This window comes from Micromonospora globbae (assembly GCF_003610785.1).
GTDB classification, from domain to species: Bacteria; Actinomycetota; Actinomycetes; order Mycobacteriales; family Micromonosporaceae; genus Micromonospora; species Micromonospora globbae.
Genome location: NZ_RAQQ01000025.1, coordinates 76,144 through 92,164 on the forward strand (window position 1 = coordinate 76,144; position 16,021 = coordinate 92,164).

The 16,021-nt window shown below is 72.5% G+C and carries 13 protein-coding genes, 3 tRNA genes and 1 pseudogene; 9 read left to right on the top strand and 8 right to left on the bottom strand.

Annotated elements, in window-relative coordinates:
* The first annotated feature begins 8 nt into the window (after positions 1 to 8).
* Positions 9 to 482 carry a redox-sensitive transcriptional activator SoxR gene (soxR, locus tag D7I43_RS27220; RefSeq protein WP_120331431.1) on the top strand — a complete coding sequence of 158 codons (474 nt, stop codon included), beginning with the start codon at positions 9 to 11 and terminating at the stop codon, positions 480 to 482.
* Here soxR and D7I43_RS27225 read toward each other — a convergent pair.
* The gene (locus D7I43_RS27225; protein ID WP_120331432.1) at positions 469 to 1,446 is read right to left on the bottom strand and encodes an NAD(P)H-quinone oxidoreductase; all 978 of its coding nucleotides are present in this window, start codon (positions 1,444 to 1,446) and stop codon (positions 469 to 471) included. The two genes, soxR and D7I43_RS27225, sit on opposite strands and share 14 nt — an antisense overlap.
* Before the next feature lie 166 nt (positions 1,447 to 1,612).
* Between D7I43_RS27225 and D7I43_RS27230 the strand changes: the two genes are divergently transcribed.
* Positions 1,613 to 1,699: transfer RNA gene (locus D7I43_RS27230), tRNA-Ser, on the top strand.
* A gap of 45 nt (positions 1,700 to 1,744) precedes the next feature.
* Here D7I43_RS27230 and D7I43_RS27235 read toward each other — a convergent pair.
* The 3 genes and pseudogenes from D7I43_RS27235 to D7I43_RS32835 all read right to left on the bottom strand — a co-directional run.
* A pseudogene (locus tag D7I43_RS27235) lies at positions 1,745 to 2,482 on the bottom strand (class I SAM-dependent methyltransferase); the annotation flags it as partial.
* Between the two features lie 363 nt (positions 2,483 to 2,845).
* Entirely contained in the window at positions 2,846 to 3,232 is a 387-nt protein-coding gene (locus D7I43_RS27240) for an MmcQ/YjbR family DNA-binding protein (RefSeq protein WP_120331433.1), read from the bottom strand.
* Positions 3,233 to 3,335: 103 nt separating this feature from the next.
* Complete coding sequence (locus D7I43_RS32835) at positions 3,336 to 3,491, bottom strand: hypothetical protein (RefSeq protein WP_158610159.1); 156 nt, start codon at positions 3,489 to 3,491, stop codon at positions 3,336 to 3,338.
* A 145-nt stretch (positions 3,492 to 3,636) separates the two neighbouring features.
* Here D7I43_RS32835 and D7I43_RS27245 point away from each other — a divergent pair, with 145 nt between their 5' ends.
* On the top strand, positions 3,637 to 4,179 hold the full coding sequence (locus D7I43_RS27245; RefSeq protein WP_120331434.1) for a YbhB/YbcL family Raf kinase inhibitor-like protein: 543 nt from the start codon (positions 3,637 to 3,639) through the stop codon (positions 4,177 to 4,179).
* 137 nt (positions 4,180 to 4,316) lie between these two features.
* On the opposite strand, the gene D7I43_RS27250 is transcribed toward D7I43_RS27245, so the two are convergent.
* Entirely contained in the window at positions 4,317 to 5,027 is a 711-nt protein-coding gene (locus D7I43_RS27250) for a class I SAM-dependent methyltransferase (protein WP_120331435.1), read from the bottom strand.
* Between the two features lie 211 nt (positions 5,028 to 5,238).
* Here D7I43_RS27250 and D7I43_RS27255 point away from each other — a divergent pair, with 211 nt between their 5' ends.
* Positions 5,239 to 7,059: a DUF6311 domain-containing protein gene (locus tag D7I43_RS27255; protein WP_192902287.1), complete on the top strand. Its 1,821-nt coding sequence runs from the start codon at positions 5,239 to 5,241 to the stop codon at positions 7,057 to 7,059.
* Between the two features lie 6 nt (positions 7,060 to 7,065).
* On the opposite strand, the gene D7I43_RS27260 is transcribed toward D7I43_RS27255, so the two are convergent.
* Complete coding sequence (locus D7I43_RS27260) at positions 7,066 to 7,848, bottom strand: IucA/IucC family C-terminal-domain containing protein (RefSeq protein ID WP_120331454.1); 783 nt, start codon at positions 7,846 to 7,848, stop codon at positions 7,066 to 7,068.
* A gap of 322 nt (positions 7,849 to 8,170) precedes the next feature.
* On the opposite strand from D7I43_RS27260, the gene D7I43_RS27265 reads away from it, so the two are divergent.
* Positions 8,171 to 9,694, top strand: a complete 1,524-nt coding sequence (locus tag D7I43_RS27265; protein WP_120331437.1) for a peptide deformylase — start codon at positions 8,171 to 8,173, stop codon at positions 9,692 to 9,694.
* Positions 9,695 to 9,818: 124 nt separating this feature from the next.
* Here the strand turns inward: D7I43_RS27265 and D7I43_RS27270 are convergent, their stop codons facing one another.
* Positions 9,819 to 10,934: a globin domain-containing protein gene (locus D7I43_RS27270; RefSeq protein WP_120331438.1), complete on the bottom strand. Its 1,116-nt coding sequence runs from the start codon at positions 10,932 to 10,934 to the stop codon at positions 9,819 to 9,821.
* 143 nt (positions 10,935 to 11,077) lie between these two features.
* On the opposite strand from D7I43_RS27270, the gene D7I43_RS27275 reads away from it, so the two are divergent.
* A complete protein-coding gene (locus tag D7I43_RS27275; protein WP_120331439.1) occupies positions 11,078 to 11,848 on the top strand; it encodes a CPBP family intramembrane glutamic endopeptidase in 771 nt (256 codons plus the stop codon).
* A 209-nt stretch (positions 11,849 to 12,057) separates the two neighbouring features.
* Here the strand turns inward: D7I43_RS27275 and D7I43_RS27280 are convergent, their stop codons facing one another.
* Positions 12,058 to 13,059, bottom strand: a complete 1,002-nt coding sequence (locus tag D7I43_RS27280) for a hypothetical protein (RefSeq protein ID WP_120331440.1) — start codon at positions 13,057 to 13,059, stop codon at positions 12,058 to 12,060.
* A 1,094-nt stretch (positions 13,060 to 14,153) separates the two neighbouring features.
* On the opposite strand from D7I43_RS27280, the gene D7I43_RS27290 reads away from it, so the two are divergent.
* The 3 genes from D7I43_RS27290 (at position 14,154) to D7I43_RS27300 (ending at position 15,680) form a co-directional block, all read left to right on the top strand.
* Positions 14,154 to 14,244, top strand: a tRNA-Ser gene (locus D7I43_RS27290).
* 35 nt (positions 14,245 to 14,279) lie between these two features.
* Positions 14,280 to 14,352: transfer RNA gene (locus D7I43_RS27295), tRNA-Arg, on the top strand.
* Between the two features lie 572 nt (positions 14,353 to 14,924).
* The gene (locus D7I43_RS27300; RefSeq protein WP_147427304.1) at positions 14,925 to 15,680 is read left to right on the top strand and encodes a hypothetical protein; all 756 of its coding nucleotides are present in this window, start codon (positions 14,925 to 14,927) and stop codon (positions 15,678 to 15,680) included.
* Positions 15,681 to 16,021: the final 341 nt, after the last annotated feature.

Consider the following 16,021-nt stretch of genomic DNA (forward strand, 5'->3'; position numbering starts at 1 on the left):
GCGACAGGATGCACGAGTCCCTCACAATCGGTCAGCTCTCGGCCCGCAGCGGCGTGGCACCCTCCGCGCTGCGCTACTACGAGCGGCTCGGTCTGATCCGCGCCGAGCGCACCGGCGGCAACCAGCGCCGGTACGCCCGCTCCGAGCTGCGCCGGGTGGCGTTCATCCGGATCTCGCAGCAGGTCGGCATCTCGCTGGAGGAGATCCGGGCGGCGCTGGACTCGCTGCCCGCGTCCCGGACCCCGAGCGCGTCGGACTGGGCCCGCCTGTCGAGCGTCTGGCGGGAACGCCTCAACGAGCGGATCCGGCTGATGACCAAGCTCCGCGACGACCTGGACAGCTGCATCGGCTGCGGCTGCCTGTCGTTGCAGCGCTGCGCCCTCTACAACCCCGGCGACCGGCTGGCCGGCGAGGGGCCGGGCGCCCGGCTGGTCCTGCCCGCGCAGGCCGTGGAGCCGGAGGCCGGCGTCACCCCGTCGTGAGCAGCACCTTGCCGAGGTGGTCGCTGTTCTCCACCCTCCGGTGCGCCTCGGCGGCCTCCGCCATCGGCATCCGGCGGTCCACGACCGGCCGGATCCGGCCGGCCTCGACGAGCGGCCACACCTCGTCGCGTACGCCCCGGACGATCGCCGCCTTCTCCGCCGCCGGCCGGGCCCGCAGCGTCGTGGCCCCGATCGTGGCCCGCTTGGCCATGAGGGCGTTGAGGTCCAGCTCGCCCTTGCGCCCGCCCTGGAGGCCGATGACCATGAGCCGGCCGCCGGTCGCGAGCGCGGCCACGTTCTGCCGCAGGTAGCTCGCACCCATGATGTCCAGGACGACGTCCGCCCCCCGGCCGTCGGTGACCCGGCGCACCTCCTCGACGAAGTCCTGCCCGGCGTAGTCGATCGTGTGCGCGGCCCCCAGCTCGCGCAGACGCTCGTGCTTCGCCGTGCGGGCGGTCACCAGCACGGTGGCGCCGAGCGCCACGCCGAGCTGGATCGCGAACGTGCCGATCCCGCTGCCGCCGCCGTGTACCAGCAGCGTCTCGCCGGCACGCAGCCCGGCCAGCCGCACCACGTTGGACCAGACCGTGCAGGCCACCTCGGGCAGCGCCGCGGCGTCGACCAGGTCGACGCCGGCCGGCACCGGCAGCACCTGGCCGGCCGGAACGGCCACCCGCTCGGCGTACCCGCCGCCGGCCAGCAGCGCGCAGACCTCCTGGCCCACCCGCCAGTCGGTCACGTCCGGACCGACGGCACTGATCACACCGGAGCACTCCAACCCGAGGTACGCGGGCGCGCCCGGCGGCGGCGGGTAGTGCCCCTGCCGTTGCAGCAGGTCCGCCCGGTTGACGGCGCTCGCCCGCACGTCCACGACCACCTCGCCCGGGCCGGGTTCGGGATCGGGCACCTCGGCCCAGACGAGTGCCTCGGGTCCACCGGGTGACGGAACGGTGATCGCGCGCATGGTCCAGTCTTACCCGATCGGCGCGGGCGCCCACCCGCGGGTCGTGGGTCTGCGTCGGGTCGGAAACGCCTCCGCCGGGCGTCCGCCGGCGCTGCCGCCCCCGCTCGTCCGGCCGCCCGGCATGGCAGACTAGGCACGGCCGCGTACCTTCGCGGAACGCGGCCCGGGAGGGTTCGCCTAGTGGCCGATGGCGCTGGTCTTGAAAACCGGTAAGGGCGCAAGCTCTTCGTGGGTTCGAATCCCACACCCTCCGCTCCCCACGGGCAGCGCGAACGCCCCCTGACCGGCGGTGCCAGGTTCAGGCGACGAGCAGGCGAAGGCCCAACTCCGCCGCGTCGAGGTCGACGAGGTCGCGGTTGCGTTCCGCCCACCGGCCCGAGGCGAGGTCGTCACGGAGGTCGCGTACCGCCCGCTGCTCGGCGTCCGCCCCGACCCTGGACCAGACCGACACCCCGCGGCGGACGTTCTCGTCCAGGTACGCCTCGGGCCGGCGCCAGTGGGCCTCGAAGAAGCCGTCCACGCAGTCCCACGGGACGAGCACCGGCTCCACGCGGGCGCCGATCGCGCCGGCCAGGTCGGTCAGCGACGGCCGGCCGACCCGGAGGTCACCGACCTCGGGGAGGTAGTCGCGTGTGAGCCAGAAGCGGTGGAGCCATCCGGCGTCGCTGGTGTCGTGCGTGAACACCACCACCCGGCGGGCGACCCGCCGCATCTCGCGCAGGCCCGCGATGGGGTCCGGCCAGTGGTGGATGGTGGCGAAGGCCATAGCCGCGTCGAAGGACTGGTCCGCGAACGGAAGGTGCTCCGCGTCGGCGGCCACGCACGGCGCGGCAGCGGCGGGGCGCTGTGCCCGCATGAGCGCCGACGGTTCCACGGCGGTGACGTCCCGGTCGGCGGGCTCGTAGGAGCCGGTGCCGGCGCCGACGTTCAGCACCGTACGCGCGTCGCCGAGCGCCGCCCACACCTGTGCGGCGATCCGCGGCTCGGTGCGCCGCGTCGCGGTGTAGGTGGCTCCGATGGTGTCGTACAACTGGGTGCTGGACATGCCGCCGCCTCCCTGGCCGTCACCGTCCCCGCGCCGCGTGCGGGGCCTGACGCCGCTGCCAGAGTAGGTCACGGTCGCGGCTTGCGTGGCCCGGCCGGCCACGATGGACGGGTGGGCCCGACGCGCCCTAGCGGCGCCGTCCGCGGCTCGCGGCGAACCAGACGACGCCGCCGATCAGCGCCAGCGACGTGACGAGGCAGCAGAGCGTGGCGATGTGCCACGGCTTGATCGCACCCATGCCGCGGCACTGTACGCACCCCGCGCCACCCCGGCCGACGGCGCGGGTCGCAGGGGCGGTGGGGAACGTCTCCGCTCAGCGCTCTTCGGCGGGCCGACGTCGAACGCCGTCTCCGCTCAGCGCGGTTCGGCGGCTGGAGCGTCGTCGAGGTCGCCGACGAGCGAGTCGGGGGCGCGCATGCGCCACGCGTCGGTGACGAGTTCCTCCAGGCGGTACACGTCCACCTGCGCCAGACGGAGCATGACCAGGGGCAACCCGTCGTACGCGGGCGTGGTGAAGAAGCGCTCGGGCTCGCCGAGCAGGAGCGCCTGCTTCTCCGCCTCGTCGCCGACGTACAGCACCGCGATGTCGGTTCGGATCACGCGCGGTCGGCCCGGTTGGCGTTCGGGGTACGACCAGACGAACCCCTTGCCGCCCACGCGGAAGTCGAAGCCCTCGCTGTCGATCTCCTCCACGTGGGGCAGTGCCAGCGCCAGCCGGCGGACGTCCTCTGCGTCAGCCATCGACGCCGCTCCCAGGGATCCGGTGTCGGTCCGACGGCGTCGAAGGGGGAAGGCGGCTCGGCATGCCGTCATTCTCACCCGTCCACGGCCGCGCGCCAGCGCCCTAGTCCCGCCGTTCCGCCGAGCCGCGCTCCTGGCGGATCCTCTCCTCGGCCAGCCGCTCGACCGCGCGGCGGCGTTCCTCGGCGATCGCCCGCTCGTCCGGCCGCTGCCGGAGCGCGGTCACGATCGCCGCGAGGAAGTCACGCCAGACGGCCAAGAGTTCTCTCCCGGGATCGTTGCCTGTGGTCAACGGTAGTGAGACGAACGGTTCATCCGCACCTGTCGCTTCCGGTCGATCCTGACGGGCCGGCAGGGTAAGAAGAGCGGAGAACTCCGCGCGCACATCGGAAGGACGCGTCTCGATGACCTTGGAACGACCGATCGCCCCGGACCCGTACGAGCTGCTGCCGACCGTCCCGTCGTTCACGCTGACCAGCGACGACGTGCAGAACGGCGAGCCGATGGACGTACGGCACGCCCACCCGAGCGTCGGCGGCGAGAACCTGTCGCCGCAGCTCACCTGGTCCGACTTCCCCGAGGGCACCCGGAGCTTCACGGTGACCTGCTACGACCCGGACGCCCCCACGGGCAGCGGGTTCTGGCACTGGGTGCTGGTGAACGTCCCGGCGAGCGTCACCCAGCTGCCGCGGGGCGCGGGCGGCGCCGGCGGTGCGGATCTCGGCGGGGCGTTCCCGGTCCGCAACGACTACGGCGAGCAGGGTTACGGGGGCGCCGCGCCGCCGGCCGGTGACCGGCCGCACCGGTACGTCTTCGCGGTGCACGCCCTGGACGTGGACCGCCTCGACCTCACCCCGGACGCGAGCCCGGCCTACGTGGGCTTCAACCTGACGTTCCACACCCTGGCCCGGGCGGTCATCCGCCCGACGTACCAGGTCACGCAGTGAGCTGATCCGCCCGCCATCCCGCGCCGGGAGCCGGTCCCGGCGCGGGGTCGCGGGCGGAAACCGTGCCCGGGTCAGGTGGAGGCCGGTGCGAGACCGTCGCCGGCGGCATTCGGGCGCCCGGGCGGGACCGTCCGGTGTCAGGCGGGGACGCGGGCGACGGCGAAGACGGACTGGCCGAACGGCGGCCGGACGACCTGCTCGGCGGCCTTGGTCACCGGGAGCACGAGGGTGTCGTAGAGCTTGACCATCGGGCCCTCCTTCGGCATGAGCCGGAAGACCTTGGTGGCCATGAAGTAGCCGAACAGTCCGAGCGCGTTCGCGTAGTGGATCTTCTCCACGGTCAGCCCGGCCTCGGTCATCGCCGCTGCGAGGGTCTTCTTCGTGTAGCGGCGTACGTGGCCCGTGGCGATGTCGGCCGGGCTCATCGCGAACTGGAACGCCGGCACGATGATGATCACCGCGCCGCCGGGCCGGACGAGGTCCCGCATGCTGCGCAGGGCGCTCACGTGGTCCTCGATGTGCTCCAGCACGTTGTAGGAGACGGCGGCGCTGTAGTCGCCCCGCTCCGAGTGCGGGAGCAGCATCTCGCGTACGTCGATGGTCGGCCGGTCGGCGAGGCGCTCCTTGAGCCGGATCAGGCGGTCCGGGTCCGCCTCCGTGGCGGTGAACCGGGGCAGGCGGTCGGCCCACTCGAGCGCGTAGTCGCCCAGTCCGCTGCCGATCTCGATCGGGTTGTCGCCCAGGTACGGCACCGCCAGCTCGACGAACCAGCGGCGGTGGTTGACCGCCGTCGCGAGGCCCTCCAGCACCTCGGACTGGACGCGCTGATCACCAGTGATTTCTGCCATGCGTCGATTCCTCACGGTATGAACTCGACCCGCGCCTGGGACCGACAGAGTGAATCATCCCCGCGGAGGGCAGGAAAATCGGGGCGACCCGATGGCCGAAATGCAGTCGGGGGTGGCACGCGATCGGCGGTCGGCGAACCCGGCACATAGTACGGCAATACCCAGAAACGTGTCACGTGCACGCCATACGCTGACTACGCTCCGAATTGTTATGACTACTCCTGATTCGGGCGTCCCGGAGGACGGCCCCACGGCCGCTGCGCCGGGTGTCGTGCGGGGTGATCGCCCCGGGAGGGGTCGCCGGATCGACCTCCTGGCCGTGCTCAGCTTCGTGGCGCTCGGCTTCTGGGTCACCGCCCGGCTGTGGCTCGACCCGCGCAACGGGGTTCGGGACAACCGGAACGATCAGGCGCAGTTCGAGTGGATGATGGCGCACGGTGCACGAGTGGTGACGCATTTGGCGTATCCATTCCACTCGGACCAGATGAATGTGCCCGAAGGCGTCAATTTGATGGCGAATACGTCAGTATTATCCGTTTCGATACCGCTGACGCCGGTCACCTTGGCCTTCGGTCCCCGTGCCTCGTTCCTGCTGTTCCTCACGGTCGGGATGATTGCCACGGCCACCGCCTGGTATTTCCTTTTCTCCCGGGTCCTCGTCGGCTCACGTGGCCCGGCCTGGCTGGGTGCGGCGTTCTGCGCGTTCGCGCCGGCGATGATCTCCCACGCGAACGCGCACCCCAACATCGTCTCCCAGTTCGTGGTCCCCCTGATCATCTGGCGGACGCTGCGGCTGGGTGACAGCGGCCGCTGGCTGCGCAACGGCGTACTGCTCGCCCTGGTGATCGTCTGGCAGGCGTTCCTCAACCTGGAGATCCTGCTGATGACCGCGATCGGGCTCGGCGTCGTGGTCGCCGTGCTGGCCGCCGGCCGGCCCGACCTCCGGCGGCGGGCCGGGACCTTCCTCGCCGGGCTCGGTGTGGCCGCCGCCGTGGCCGCGGCGCTGCTGGCGTACCCGCTCTACGTCCAGTTCTTCGGACCCGGCGCGTACGAGGGCCTGCCGCGCCTCATCCGCGGCTACTCCAGTGACCTCGCCTCCTTCGTGGCGTACTCGCGGGAGTCACTGGCCGGCAGCCCCCGCACCTCGGAAGGGCTGGCGAAGAACCCCACCGAGGAGAACAGCTTCTTCGGCTGGGCGCTGGTGATACTCGTGCTCGCCCTCGTCTGGTGGCTGCGACGCAACCTCGTCGTGGTCAGCCTCGCCGTGCTCGGGCTGCTCTTCGCGGTGCTCTCGCTCGGCCGCGAGGTGATCTTCGACGGTCGCGAGACCGGCGTCCCGAGCCTCTGGGCGCCCCTCGAGGACCTGCCGATCCTGCACTCCGTGGTGCCCACGCGGTGGGCGCTGGCCATCACACCGATCATCGGCCTGCTGCTCGCGCTCGGCGTCGAGCGCATCCGCCGGCTCGCCGTGGCGCACCCAGCGGCACGACCGCAGATCCGCTACGCCACCGTGACCGTGCTCGCCATGGCCCTGGTGCCCATCCTGCCGACCCCGCTGCCGGCGACCCACCTCAACCCCGTGCCCGGATTCGTGACGTCCGGGGCCTGGCGGCCGTACGTGGCCGGCGGGCGGAGCGTCGTGACCCTGCCCCTTCCGGACACCAACTACACCGAGCCGCTGCGCTGGGCGGCGGCCACCGGGCTGGACATGCCCCTGGCCCGCGGGTACTTCCTGGGCCCCGACACGCGTCCCCACGCGGAGGAGCACGGCGCCGCCCTCTTCACCGCCCCGCCCCGGCCCACGAGCAGCTTCTTCAGCGTGGTCCGGCGTGCCGGCGCGGTGCCGCCGATCACACCCCAGTCCCGGGTGAACGCGGTCGACGACCTGCGGTACTGGCGGGCCGGTGTGGTGATCCTCGGGCCGCACCGCAACGCCGACGCGCTGCGCCGGGCGATGACCGAGCTGACCGGGATCGAGCCGGTGTTCACCGGCGGCGTCTGGGTCTGGGACGTGCGTCCCCTGACGAAGTGAACCGCGTCAGGCCTGGCGTACGCAGCAGCCCTGGCAGATCTTCGGGCGGGGCAGGGTGAACGCGAGGCAGCAGGTGCGCCGCTGGACGGTCGGCTCGCCGGTCGGCCCGGGCACCAGCTCCACGAGGTCGCGCAGGTCGAGGGCGCCGAGCAGCGTGTCGATGGTCTCGGCGGAGGAACCGGGCAGCCCGTCCGCGGCGCGCAGGATGCCGTTCGAGATACCGGAGGCCACCGAGCCGAGGAGGGTGCGCGTGCCGATCCGCACCTCCGACTGGATCGCCCGGATCATCGGCGCCAGGTGGGCGTCCAGGAGCGAGGCGCGGAACACGTCCAGCAGCTCGGCCTCGCCGGACACGACCCGCACCTCGGGCGAGGGCGCGAGGGCCAGCGGGTCGCTGGGCAGCACCGCGACGGTGGTCGAGCGCCGCAGGCCGAGCGTGACGAGGGGGCGGTGGTCCTCGAAGTGGATCAGCACGTCGGACGGGTCCAGCAGGGGCACCCGCCGGGCCGAGGCCCAACCGAGCACCACGGGCAGCGCCGTCCAGTAGCTGTAGGACTTCCATGCCAGGGCCGCACAGGCGTGCGGGGTGCCGCCCCACCGCAGGCTGGCGGCGTGCAGGAGTTCGGGGAGCCGGCTGCCGTCGATCAGGGTCGTCGCCGGGGCCCAGCCGAACTCGTCGGCGACCAGGAGGCCGGTCGCGAGGCCCGGCACGTCGTCGGTGCCGAACATGGCGCGCAGGGCTGCCGTGACCGGCGCCAGCGGCGTGGCGGCGACATCCCGCCCCGGCATCACCGCTGTCACTCGATCATCCCCCGTCGCGCGCCTGGTCCCTGTGAGCTAAGGCTAGCCTAACCACAGTCCGTCGGTGTGAGGAAGGGCCGTCCCCGGCCGATCCGGAGGTCTGGGTCACCCTCGGCACCGCGCGAAGCGACGCCGATCGCTCGGGCGTACTACCCCCGGCCGGCCCGGAGAAACTCCGGCGCAACGGGCGAGCGGGCAGCAGCATCGACGTCCATCGGTGAAATGTCAAGAAGACTGTCGGCAAGGTGGCAGTTCCGTGTGCGCTCGGCCACGGAACGTGAAACTGATACTCCCGGCCACGAGGAAGCCGATGACGACCTCACCCCTCGACCGTGCTGCCGACTCCTTCGCCGCCGAACTCGCGCGGCAGCGGACCGCGCGAGGGCTGTCCAAGAAACAGCTGGCCGTGCTGATGGGCTTCGACCCGTCGTACGTCAGCCACGTCGAGGGGCGGCGGCACCGCCCGACCGAGGACTTCGCCCGGCGGGCCGAGGCCGTCCTGGAGGCCGGCGGCGTCATCTGGCAGCGCTTCCGGGAGTACGACGAGGTGCGGCACACCCGCGCCGGGCTGCCGCAGCGGGAGCTGTCCCCACCCGGGCAGTGGCTGCCCCCGGGCACCGGCCTCGTGGTCGAACGGGAACTCGCCACGCTCACCCACACCGACGAGGGCTACCTGTGCGTGATCCGGCGGGAGCTGTACAACGCGGGAACGGAGCCCGTCACCCGCTACCTGGTCCGGGTAGCGGTCGACCGCTACCCGAACGATCCGGGCCGCTCCAACCGGCACCACCGGGAGCATCCGCTCACCTTCGCCGAGTTGCAGCTGCGGGCGTACCGGGACGACGGCGGCGAACGCGAGCCGATGCACTGGCGGGCCAAGCACGACCGGGACGCCTTCAAGGAGATCTGGCTGCTCTTCGAGAACGGCGAGCGGCGCTTCCCGCTCTACCCGGGGGACCGCGCCACCATCGAGTACGCCTACCGAGTCGGCGCGGAGAAGTGGGGGCCCTGGTTCCAGCGGGCGGTCCGGGTGCCCACCCGGCACCTGGCCGTACGCCTCGACCTGCCGGCCGTGCTCGACCCACAGGTCTGGGGCGCGGAGACCTCGCTGTCAGCGGAGGAGGGCCCGCTGCGTACGCCGGTGCAGCGGCACGACGAGGGTGACCGCGCGATCTTCGAGTGGCAGACCGACGACCCCCCGCTCAACGCCCGCTACCGGATGCAGTGGCGGTTCCGCGCCCGCCCGGAGCCGGACCACGACGCCCCGCCGGAGGGCCGGGTCCGCCCCAGCGACCGGATGCGTGCCGCCGGGGTCGTGCAGCGCGGCGACGACCTGCTGCGCCAGCCCGCCCGGCCGTTCGACCTCCCCGCCGAGGAGGGGACGGCCCGGAAGGTGGTCGACCGTCTCTGCGCCACGCTGGCCCGCCTCGACGAACTGCACCCGTTCAGCAAGGGGGTCGGCATCGCGGCGCCGCAGCTCGGCATCGGACGCGCGGCGGCCGTCGTCCGCCCGCCCGACCGGAACGCCGAACCGGTCGTGCTGCTCAACCCGCGCGTGGTCGATGTGTCCCCGGACACCGACGAGCAGTACGAGGGCTGCCTCTCCTTCTTCGACCACCGCGGTCTCGTGCCCCGGCCGCTGCGGGTCGACGTCGAGCACGCCCAGTGGGACGGCAGCCGGATCATCACGTCGTTCGAGTACGGCATGGCCCGGCTCGTCGCGCACGAGATCGACCACCTGGAGGGGAGGCTCTACGTGGACCGGATGACCCCCGGCGTGCCGCTGGTCCCCGTCGAGGAGTACCGGGAGACCGGCCGCCCCTGGCGTTACTGACCACCCGGCTGCTCGCCCTCGGCTACGAGGCCGCCGCGGGCGAACCCGTCCCCCCGGGGGCGGGGGGCCGGGGCGCGTGCCCCAGGGGGCAGGGGCACGCGCCCCGGATGGGGGGAGAAAAGCCTCAGAGATCGCCGAAGGTGTCGTACCGGATGCGCGGCGGCGGGACGTCGTCGGCCGCGAGCACCCGCAGGGTCGACCGCACCATGGGCGCCGAACCGGACACGTAGCAGTCGTGCGCCGTCCACGGGCCGTAGCGGCCGAGCACGTCCGCGATGTCGCCCTGCTCACCGTCGAAGTCCGGGTCCTCGCTGCACGCCGGGGTCACCGACAGCCACGGGTGCGCGGCCACCAGTTCGCGCAGGCCGGCCAGCCCGTACAGGTCGGCCTCCCGGCGGGCACCGTAGAAGACGTGCACCCACCGGGTGCGGTTGTACGTGGCCAGCTCCTCCACGAGCGCCTTGATCGGCGCGAGCCCGACCCCGCCGGCCACGCAGAGGATGTCCCGCTCCGAGGTGCGGTCCAGCGTCATCGAGCCCATCGGCGCCGCCAGCCGCAGCAGGTCGCCCGGCTTCACCCGGCGGACCAGCGCCCCCGAGACCCAGCCGGCGCCGGCGGACCGGACGTGGAACTCCAGCACGTTCTCCTCGTTCGGGGCGTTCGCCACCGAGTACGTCCGCCACACCCGCGGGTGGTGCCGCGGCACCTCCACGCTCACGTACTGGCCGGCCTTCCACGACATCGGGTGCTGGAGGGCGCGGACGGTCAGCACGGCCGTGTCGGCGCCGTGCCGCTCGTGGGTCAGCACCTCCGCGTGCCAGTACGGCGGGTTGTCGTCCGCCGCCGCCCCGGCCAGCATCTTCTCCGAGATCGCCGCGTACGCGTCCCGCCAGGCCTGGTCGTACTCCAGGTTCCAGCCGTCGCCGGCCGTGGTGCGCAGCGCGTCCAGCAGCGCGACGCCCATGGTCGCGTAGTGCTCCGCCTCGACCTGGTACTTCCGGTGGTCGCGGCCCAGCGCCCGCAGGAACTCGTCGAAGCTCTCCGGGTCGCCCACCGTGTGGATGGCCGTGATGATCGCCTCGAGCAGCCGGTCGCCCTGCCCGCTCATCTGCACCGGGAAGAGCTGCCGCAGGTCCGGGTCGAGCAGGAACAGGCGGGCGTAGAAGTACTCGCTGAGCCGCTCCCGGTGCTCTTCCACCAGGGTCCAGCTCTCCTTCAGCAGCCGCGCGACGTCCTCCATGGGCCCGCTCCCTCTCCTGACGGTGAATGGGGCGAAGACAGGATCTCCACGGAGCGTGTCCGCCGGTCGCACAGAATGTGCGATCGGCTCACGAGGGGTGTTCGGCGGTGCCGGCGGGCGCTCCCGTCGGGCAGAGTGGTGCGGTGACCCTTGAGCTCACCCGCCCGGTGTCGCGCCGGACACTGGGTACCGAGACGTTGCTGGTCCTCGGCCTCTCCCTCGGCCAGTCGGCCGTCTACGCGGTCGTCTCGATCATCGCGAAGCTGACCGCCGAGGGGCCGCTGTCCAAGCAGACCGCGGCACTGAACACCTCCGCGTCCACGAGGCCGTACCTCGATCTGACGTACCAGCTTCTCGGGATCGTCTTCGCGCTGCTGCCCGTGCTGCTCGCCGTACACCTGCTGGGGCGCGACCCCGGTGACCCGGCGCGGACGCTCGGCCTCGACGCCCGGCGGCCCGGGTCGGACCTCGCGCGCGGCGCGGGCCTGGCGGCGTTGATCGGGCTGCCCGGGCTGGCGCTGTTCTGGGTGGCGGCCCAGCTCGGCGTCAACGCGACCCTGGTGCCGGCCTCCCTGCCCGACATCTGGTGGGCCGTGCCCGTGCTCATCCTCGCCGCCGTGCAGAACGCCGTGCTGGAGGAGGTGATCGTGGTCGGCTACCTGGTGACCCGGTTGCGCCAGCTCCAGTGGCGGCTCGGCGCGGTCGTCGCGGCGAGCGCGCTGCTCCGCGGCTCCTACCACCTCTACCAGGGGTTCGGGGCGTTCGTCGGCAACGCCGTGATGGGCGTGGTGTTCAGCCTCTTCTACCTGCGCACGCGGCGGGTGATGCCGCTGGTCGTCGCGCACACGCTGCTCGACGTGGTGGCCTTCGTGGGGTACGCGCTGCTGCCCAAGTCGTGGTTCGACTGGCTCTGACCAGGCGCGCGGGCGGTTGGCGTGTGGGGCGGTTGGCGTGTGCCGGCGGTTGGCGTGTGCCGGCGCCTTCGAGAGTGCGTCGGCGGCCGAATCTGTGCCGGCGCCTTCAGTGTGCCGCGGCCGTCGAGGTGTGTGTGCCGGACCCTCGGAGCTGACGACGTGAACGAATCAGGCGCGCCCGCCCGCCCACGGCAACAGCCGGACCTGCGTCAGGCCCCCCGCGGCGGCCGGTAGGCGGTGATCGCGCGGGCCGCCAGCCGTACGGCCGCCGCCGCGTCACCGGCCGCCGCGGCGAGCACCGCGGCGCCCGGCAGCAGCCGCGACGCCAGCCGCAGCGCCAGCCAGCCGCCGGCCTGGGCGGCGAGCGGCGCGGCCAACCGCCACGCCGCCTCCGCCGCGCGCGGCCACGGCGCCTCTCGCGGCCCGTCCAACGCCCGCGCCGCCTCCAGAGCGGTACGCGCACTCGACCCGTCCGGGTGCACCTGCGTCAACACCAGCAGCTCGGCGGCCCGATCGGGATGAGCCGGGTCGCGTCCGTACGCCGCGGCCAGGTGCAGCACCAGGTTGGCCTGCGTCCAGAGCACCGCCGCCAGTTCGGCGAGCGGCGCGAGGACACCGGCCAGGGCCGCCGTGGCCCCACCCGCCCCGGCCAGCCGTACGAACCGCCGGGTGGCGAGCCGGGCAAGGCCGTCCGGCGTGGCATCGGGGTACGCCATGCGCAGCCGCTCGGCCCACGCGCCGGCCCCCGGACCGAGCGCCTCCACGGCGGCCAGGGCCAGCAGCTCCGGGGCGAAACCGGGATGGTCCAGCACCCGGGCGGTGATCGCCCGCAGGTCGTACGCCGGAGGGGCCGGGGGCGGCTCGGTGGCCGGCTTCCCGGCGGTGGCCGGGGTGGCGGTCGCCGTCCGGTCCGTGGCCGTGGTGGTGGCCTGCGTCGCGGTGGCCTCGGTGGTCGCCTTCGTCGCGGTGGCCTTGGTGGTCGGCGCGCCGGCCGTCTTCCGGGCGGGGGTCTTGGTGGTGGGTGTCGCGGCGGTGGCTTTGCGGGCGGGGGTCTTGGTGGTCGTCGCGGTCGCCTTCCGGGCAGGGGTCTTGGTGGTGGCCGTCGCGGTCGCCTTCCGGGCGGCGGCTTTCCGAGCGCCCGCCTTCGGCGCGGCGGTCTCCTCCGCGACTTCCGCCTGACGCGGTGTGGCTGCCTCCGCCGGCGGTTTCACCTGGGGCGTGACTGCCTCGGCCGGCGGTTTCGCCTCGCGGGTGGCCGCCGTGGCGTTTGCCGGTGGTGCCGTCCCCTCCGCGGCTGTCGAGGACACCGGCTCCGAGTCCGCCGGGGCGTTCGTCCCCGCCGAAGGGGCCGCCGGCCGGACGGGTCCCGTCTCGGAGCGGGGCGTCGCTGTGGGGGCCGTCGTCGACGCGGGCGTGGCCTGGCCAGGAGCGGCGGCGTCGGCAACCCCGGCCGGGGGCGCGGTCCCGCCAGGGGTCACGGATGTGCCAGCGGACGCAGCGCGGGGCGAGGCTTTTCGGGTGGACGCCTGCGGCGATGACCTGCGGACGGACGTCCGCTTCGTGGTGGAAGCCGCTTTTCTGCCCGCCTTGGCGGGGCCGGTTGGGATCTCCGCCGACGGCTGCTCCTGTGGCGCTGGCGGATCCTGCGCGAGCTGGTCCGGTGCCGTCTGGTCCTGCGTGGGCTCGTCCGGTGCCGCCTGATCCTGCGCGGCCTGGCCCTGTGGCGGTTGGTCCTGTGCGGGCTGGTCCTGTACCGGTTCCTCCTCTGCGACCTGATGCTGTGCCGGTTGGACCTGGGCCTGGCGGTCGGGTGCTGGCCGGGCCGCCGCCGGCTGCTCGGGCGCAGGCCGTTCCGCCGGCTCGTCCGTCGCGCCGGCTGGGTCCTCGGCTCGCGCTGTCGGTCGTCGGGCCGACTGCCGAGGCACCGCCCGGTCGGGCTCGGGCGGCTGGAAGAGCACGGTGGCAGCGCCCTTGACCCGCCGGGTGGGGCGGGCCTTCTCGTCGGCCGTCTTCGCCGCGCTCTCTCCGGCCGGGGGTGGCGCGGGTTCCGATGCGGTTTGCGGCACGGATGGCGGCCTGAAGGTGGGCCTCGGGGAACGCCGGCGAGCCCCGTCAGCAGGCTCGCGGCGGGTCGGCTCGCTCGGGGGCTGCTCCTGCATATCGATGGAGAGTAGTCCTGATGACGCCCGCGCACAGCGCTCACGTGCGGCGGGCCGGAGGTCGTTCAGCGCCGCTCGCGAAGTCGCTTTGCCCCCGGTGGGTGCTGCCCTGTATCCTCGGGCGCGGTGGCCTGCCGGGTCGCCAGGGAGACTTCGCCTAGTCTGGTCTATGGCGCCGCACTGCTAATGCGGTTGGGGTCTTAAAGCCCCTCCCGGGTTCGAATCCCGGAGTCTCCGCGCGAAAGTCGGTCGTGTAGGCTGGCTGAGCACCAGCGCCCGTAGCTCAACGGATAGAGCATCTGACTACGGATCAGAAGGTTAGGGGTTCGAGTCCCTTCGGGCGCGCAAGATCATAAGGGCCTGACCTGCGGAAACGCAGGTCGGGCCCTTTGCTTGTCCGTCCCTTGTGGACGTGTGGCTGCTCGGTGGCTGCTCGTCCGACGAGCGTGCCCTACGTCCCGCCGTTTCCAGGGGAGTCCAGGTGGGTCCGGCTGGGTCTGAGCGGCGGTAAGGCTGAGAGCGGTCGAGCTGATAGACGAAGCTCGATTGCGACGTCGGTGGGGCGGGTTGGTCGCGAATTGCCATGACCAAATGGAGAAGGCGCGCGGCCGTGAGCGCTCGTGCCGCACGGTGGTCGCCCGTGCGCTGCCGTCAGCTGCGGCTGGGACATCGCCCTGGGCCCCCTCCGCGCCACCGTCGGCCAGCGGCCCCGCTCGGATCGACCACGCCCCGATGGGCTATGTTGGGAGGAGCGGTGGCTCTGCGCCACCCGTTTCTCCTGTCGCCCGTGGCCCACGCTCCTGCGCGACACCGAGGGACAAGGGCCGAAAGCTCGTCGCAGACGATGATCACCGATGGCGGATGTCGTACCCCCTCGGTGGTGGCGTGGGCACCACGAGGGAGAGACGGACATCGTCATGAGCAAGAACCCGCAGGCCAAGAGACTCGCCAAGGGCTTCAACATCTCGTACTCCGAGGCGCTGGGCGTCGTCCGCGACGAGTCGGAGCTCGCCGAGGAGATGGCCGACCACGAGAACATCTCGATTCGGGCCGCGATGGTGAAGCTGGCGGCGGACTACCCGATGGTGAAGGCGAGAGCCGTCCAGGAGGGCGTTTCGTTCCGGACCGCTCTCGACCGGGTTCGGGACGAGCAAGCCCGGCAGCGCCGGTTAAGCAACGCGGCGGCCTCGTTCCCCTCCGTGGAGGATCTGCTGCGCAAGGCACTGGTCGGTGCCTGCGACGACCTAACCGACCAGCCCGTTCACCGCGACGGCGACGACAACTACGAGATCCACGGCCTGGACTTCGACGACGTTCACCTGCCTGACTACGTCGAAGAGCTCGAAGTCGACGTGGCCACCCCGGACCTGGACACGATGGTCTGGGACGAGGCGGAGGAGTACGAGGGCGATACCCACGTGGGCACGGTCAAGGTGCACGCGGAAGTGAGCCTCTACGGATTCATGTACCGGGCTGACACCTACGCTCACGAGGAGGAGATCACGGTGATCGTGCCGGACTGGAACGAGCGGACCTCCCAGGTGTCGCTCCGCCGGCAGGTGATCCTAGAGTTCAACGCGACCGTCATCCCGGGGGCCGAGTCGGTCGAGCTGGAGTTCGTCTCCGCCACCACCGACGAGTTCCCGCCCGACCCGCACAGCATCGTCGGGTGACTGACCCGCGAGCGGCGCCGCCTCTGCCCCCGCCGGAAGGCCGGTGGAGGCGGCGCCTCGCCTGTCGGCCCGCGATGACCCGCTGTAACGCCTGCCCGCCAGCCGACGGTCACGATGGTAGGCCCCGGCGAGCTGGGTGATCAGAACATGCGTGCCAACCCGAGGGATAGCGCGGTGCGCGATGTCGGCACCGACAGTTAGGCTATCCGGCGTTAGAGGTCCTAACAAAGTCGTACGACGTGTCGGTACGTGATGATGCAGGTGGCCAGGGCAAGGAAGGCTTCGTGGATGTCGTCGCGGCGTTCCCAGCGGATCCGTAGCCGTTTCATGCCGTGGTACCA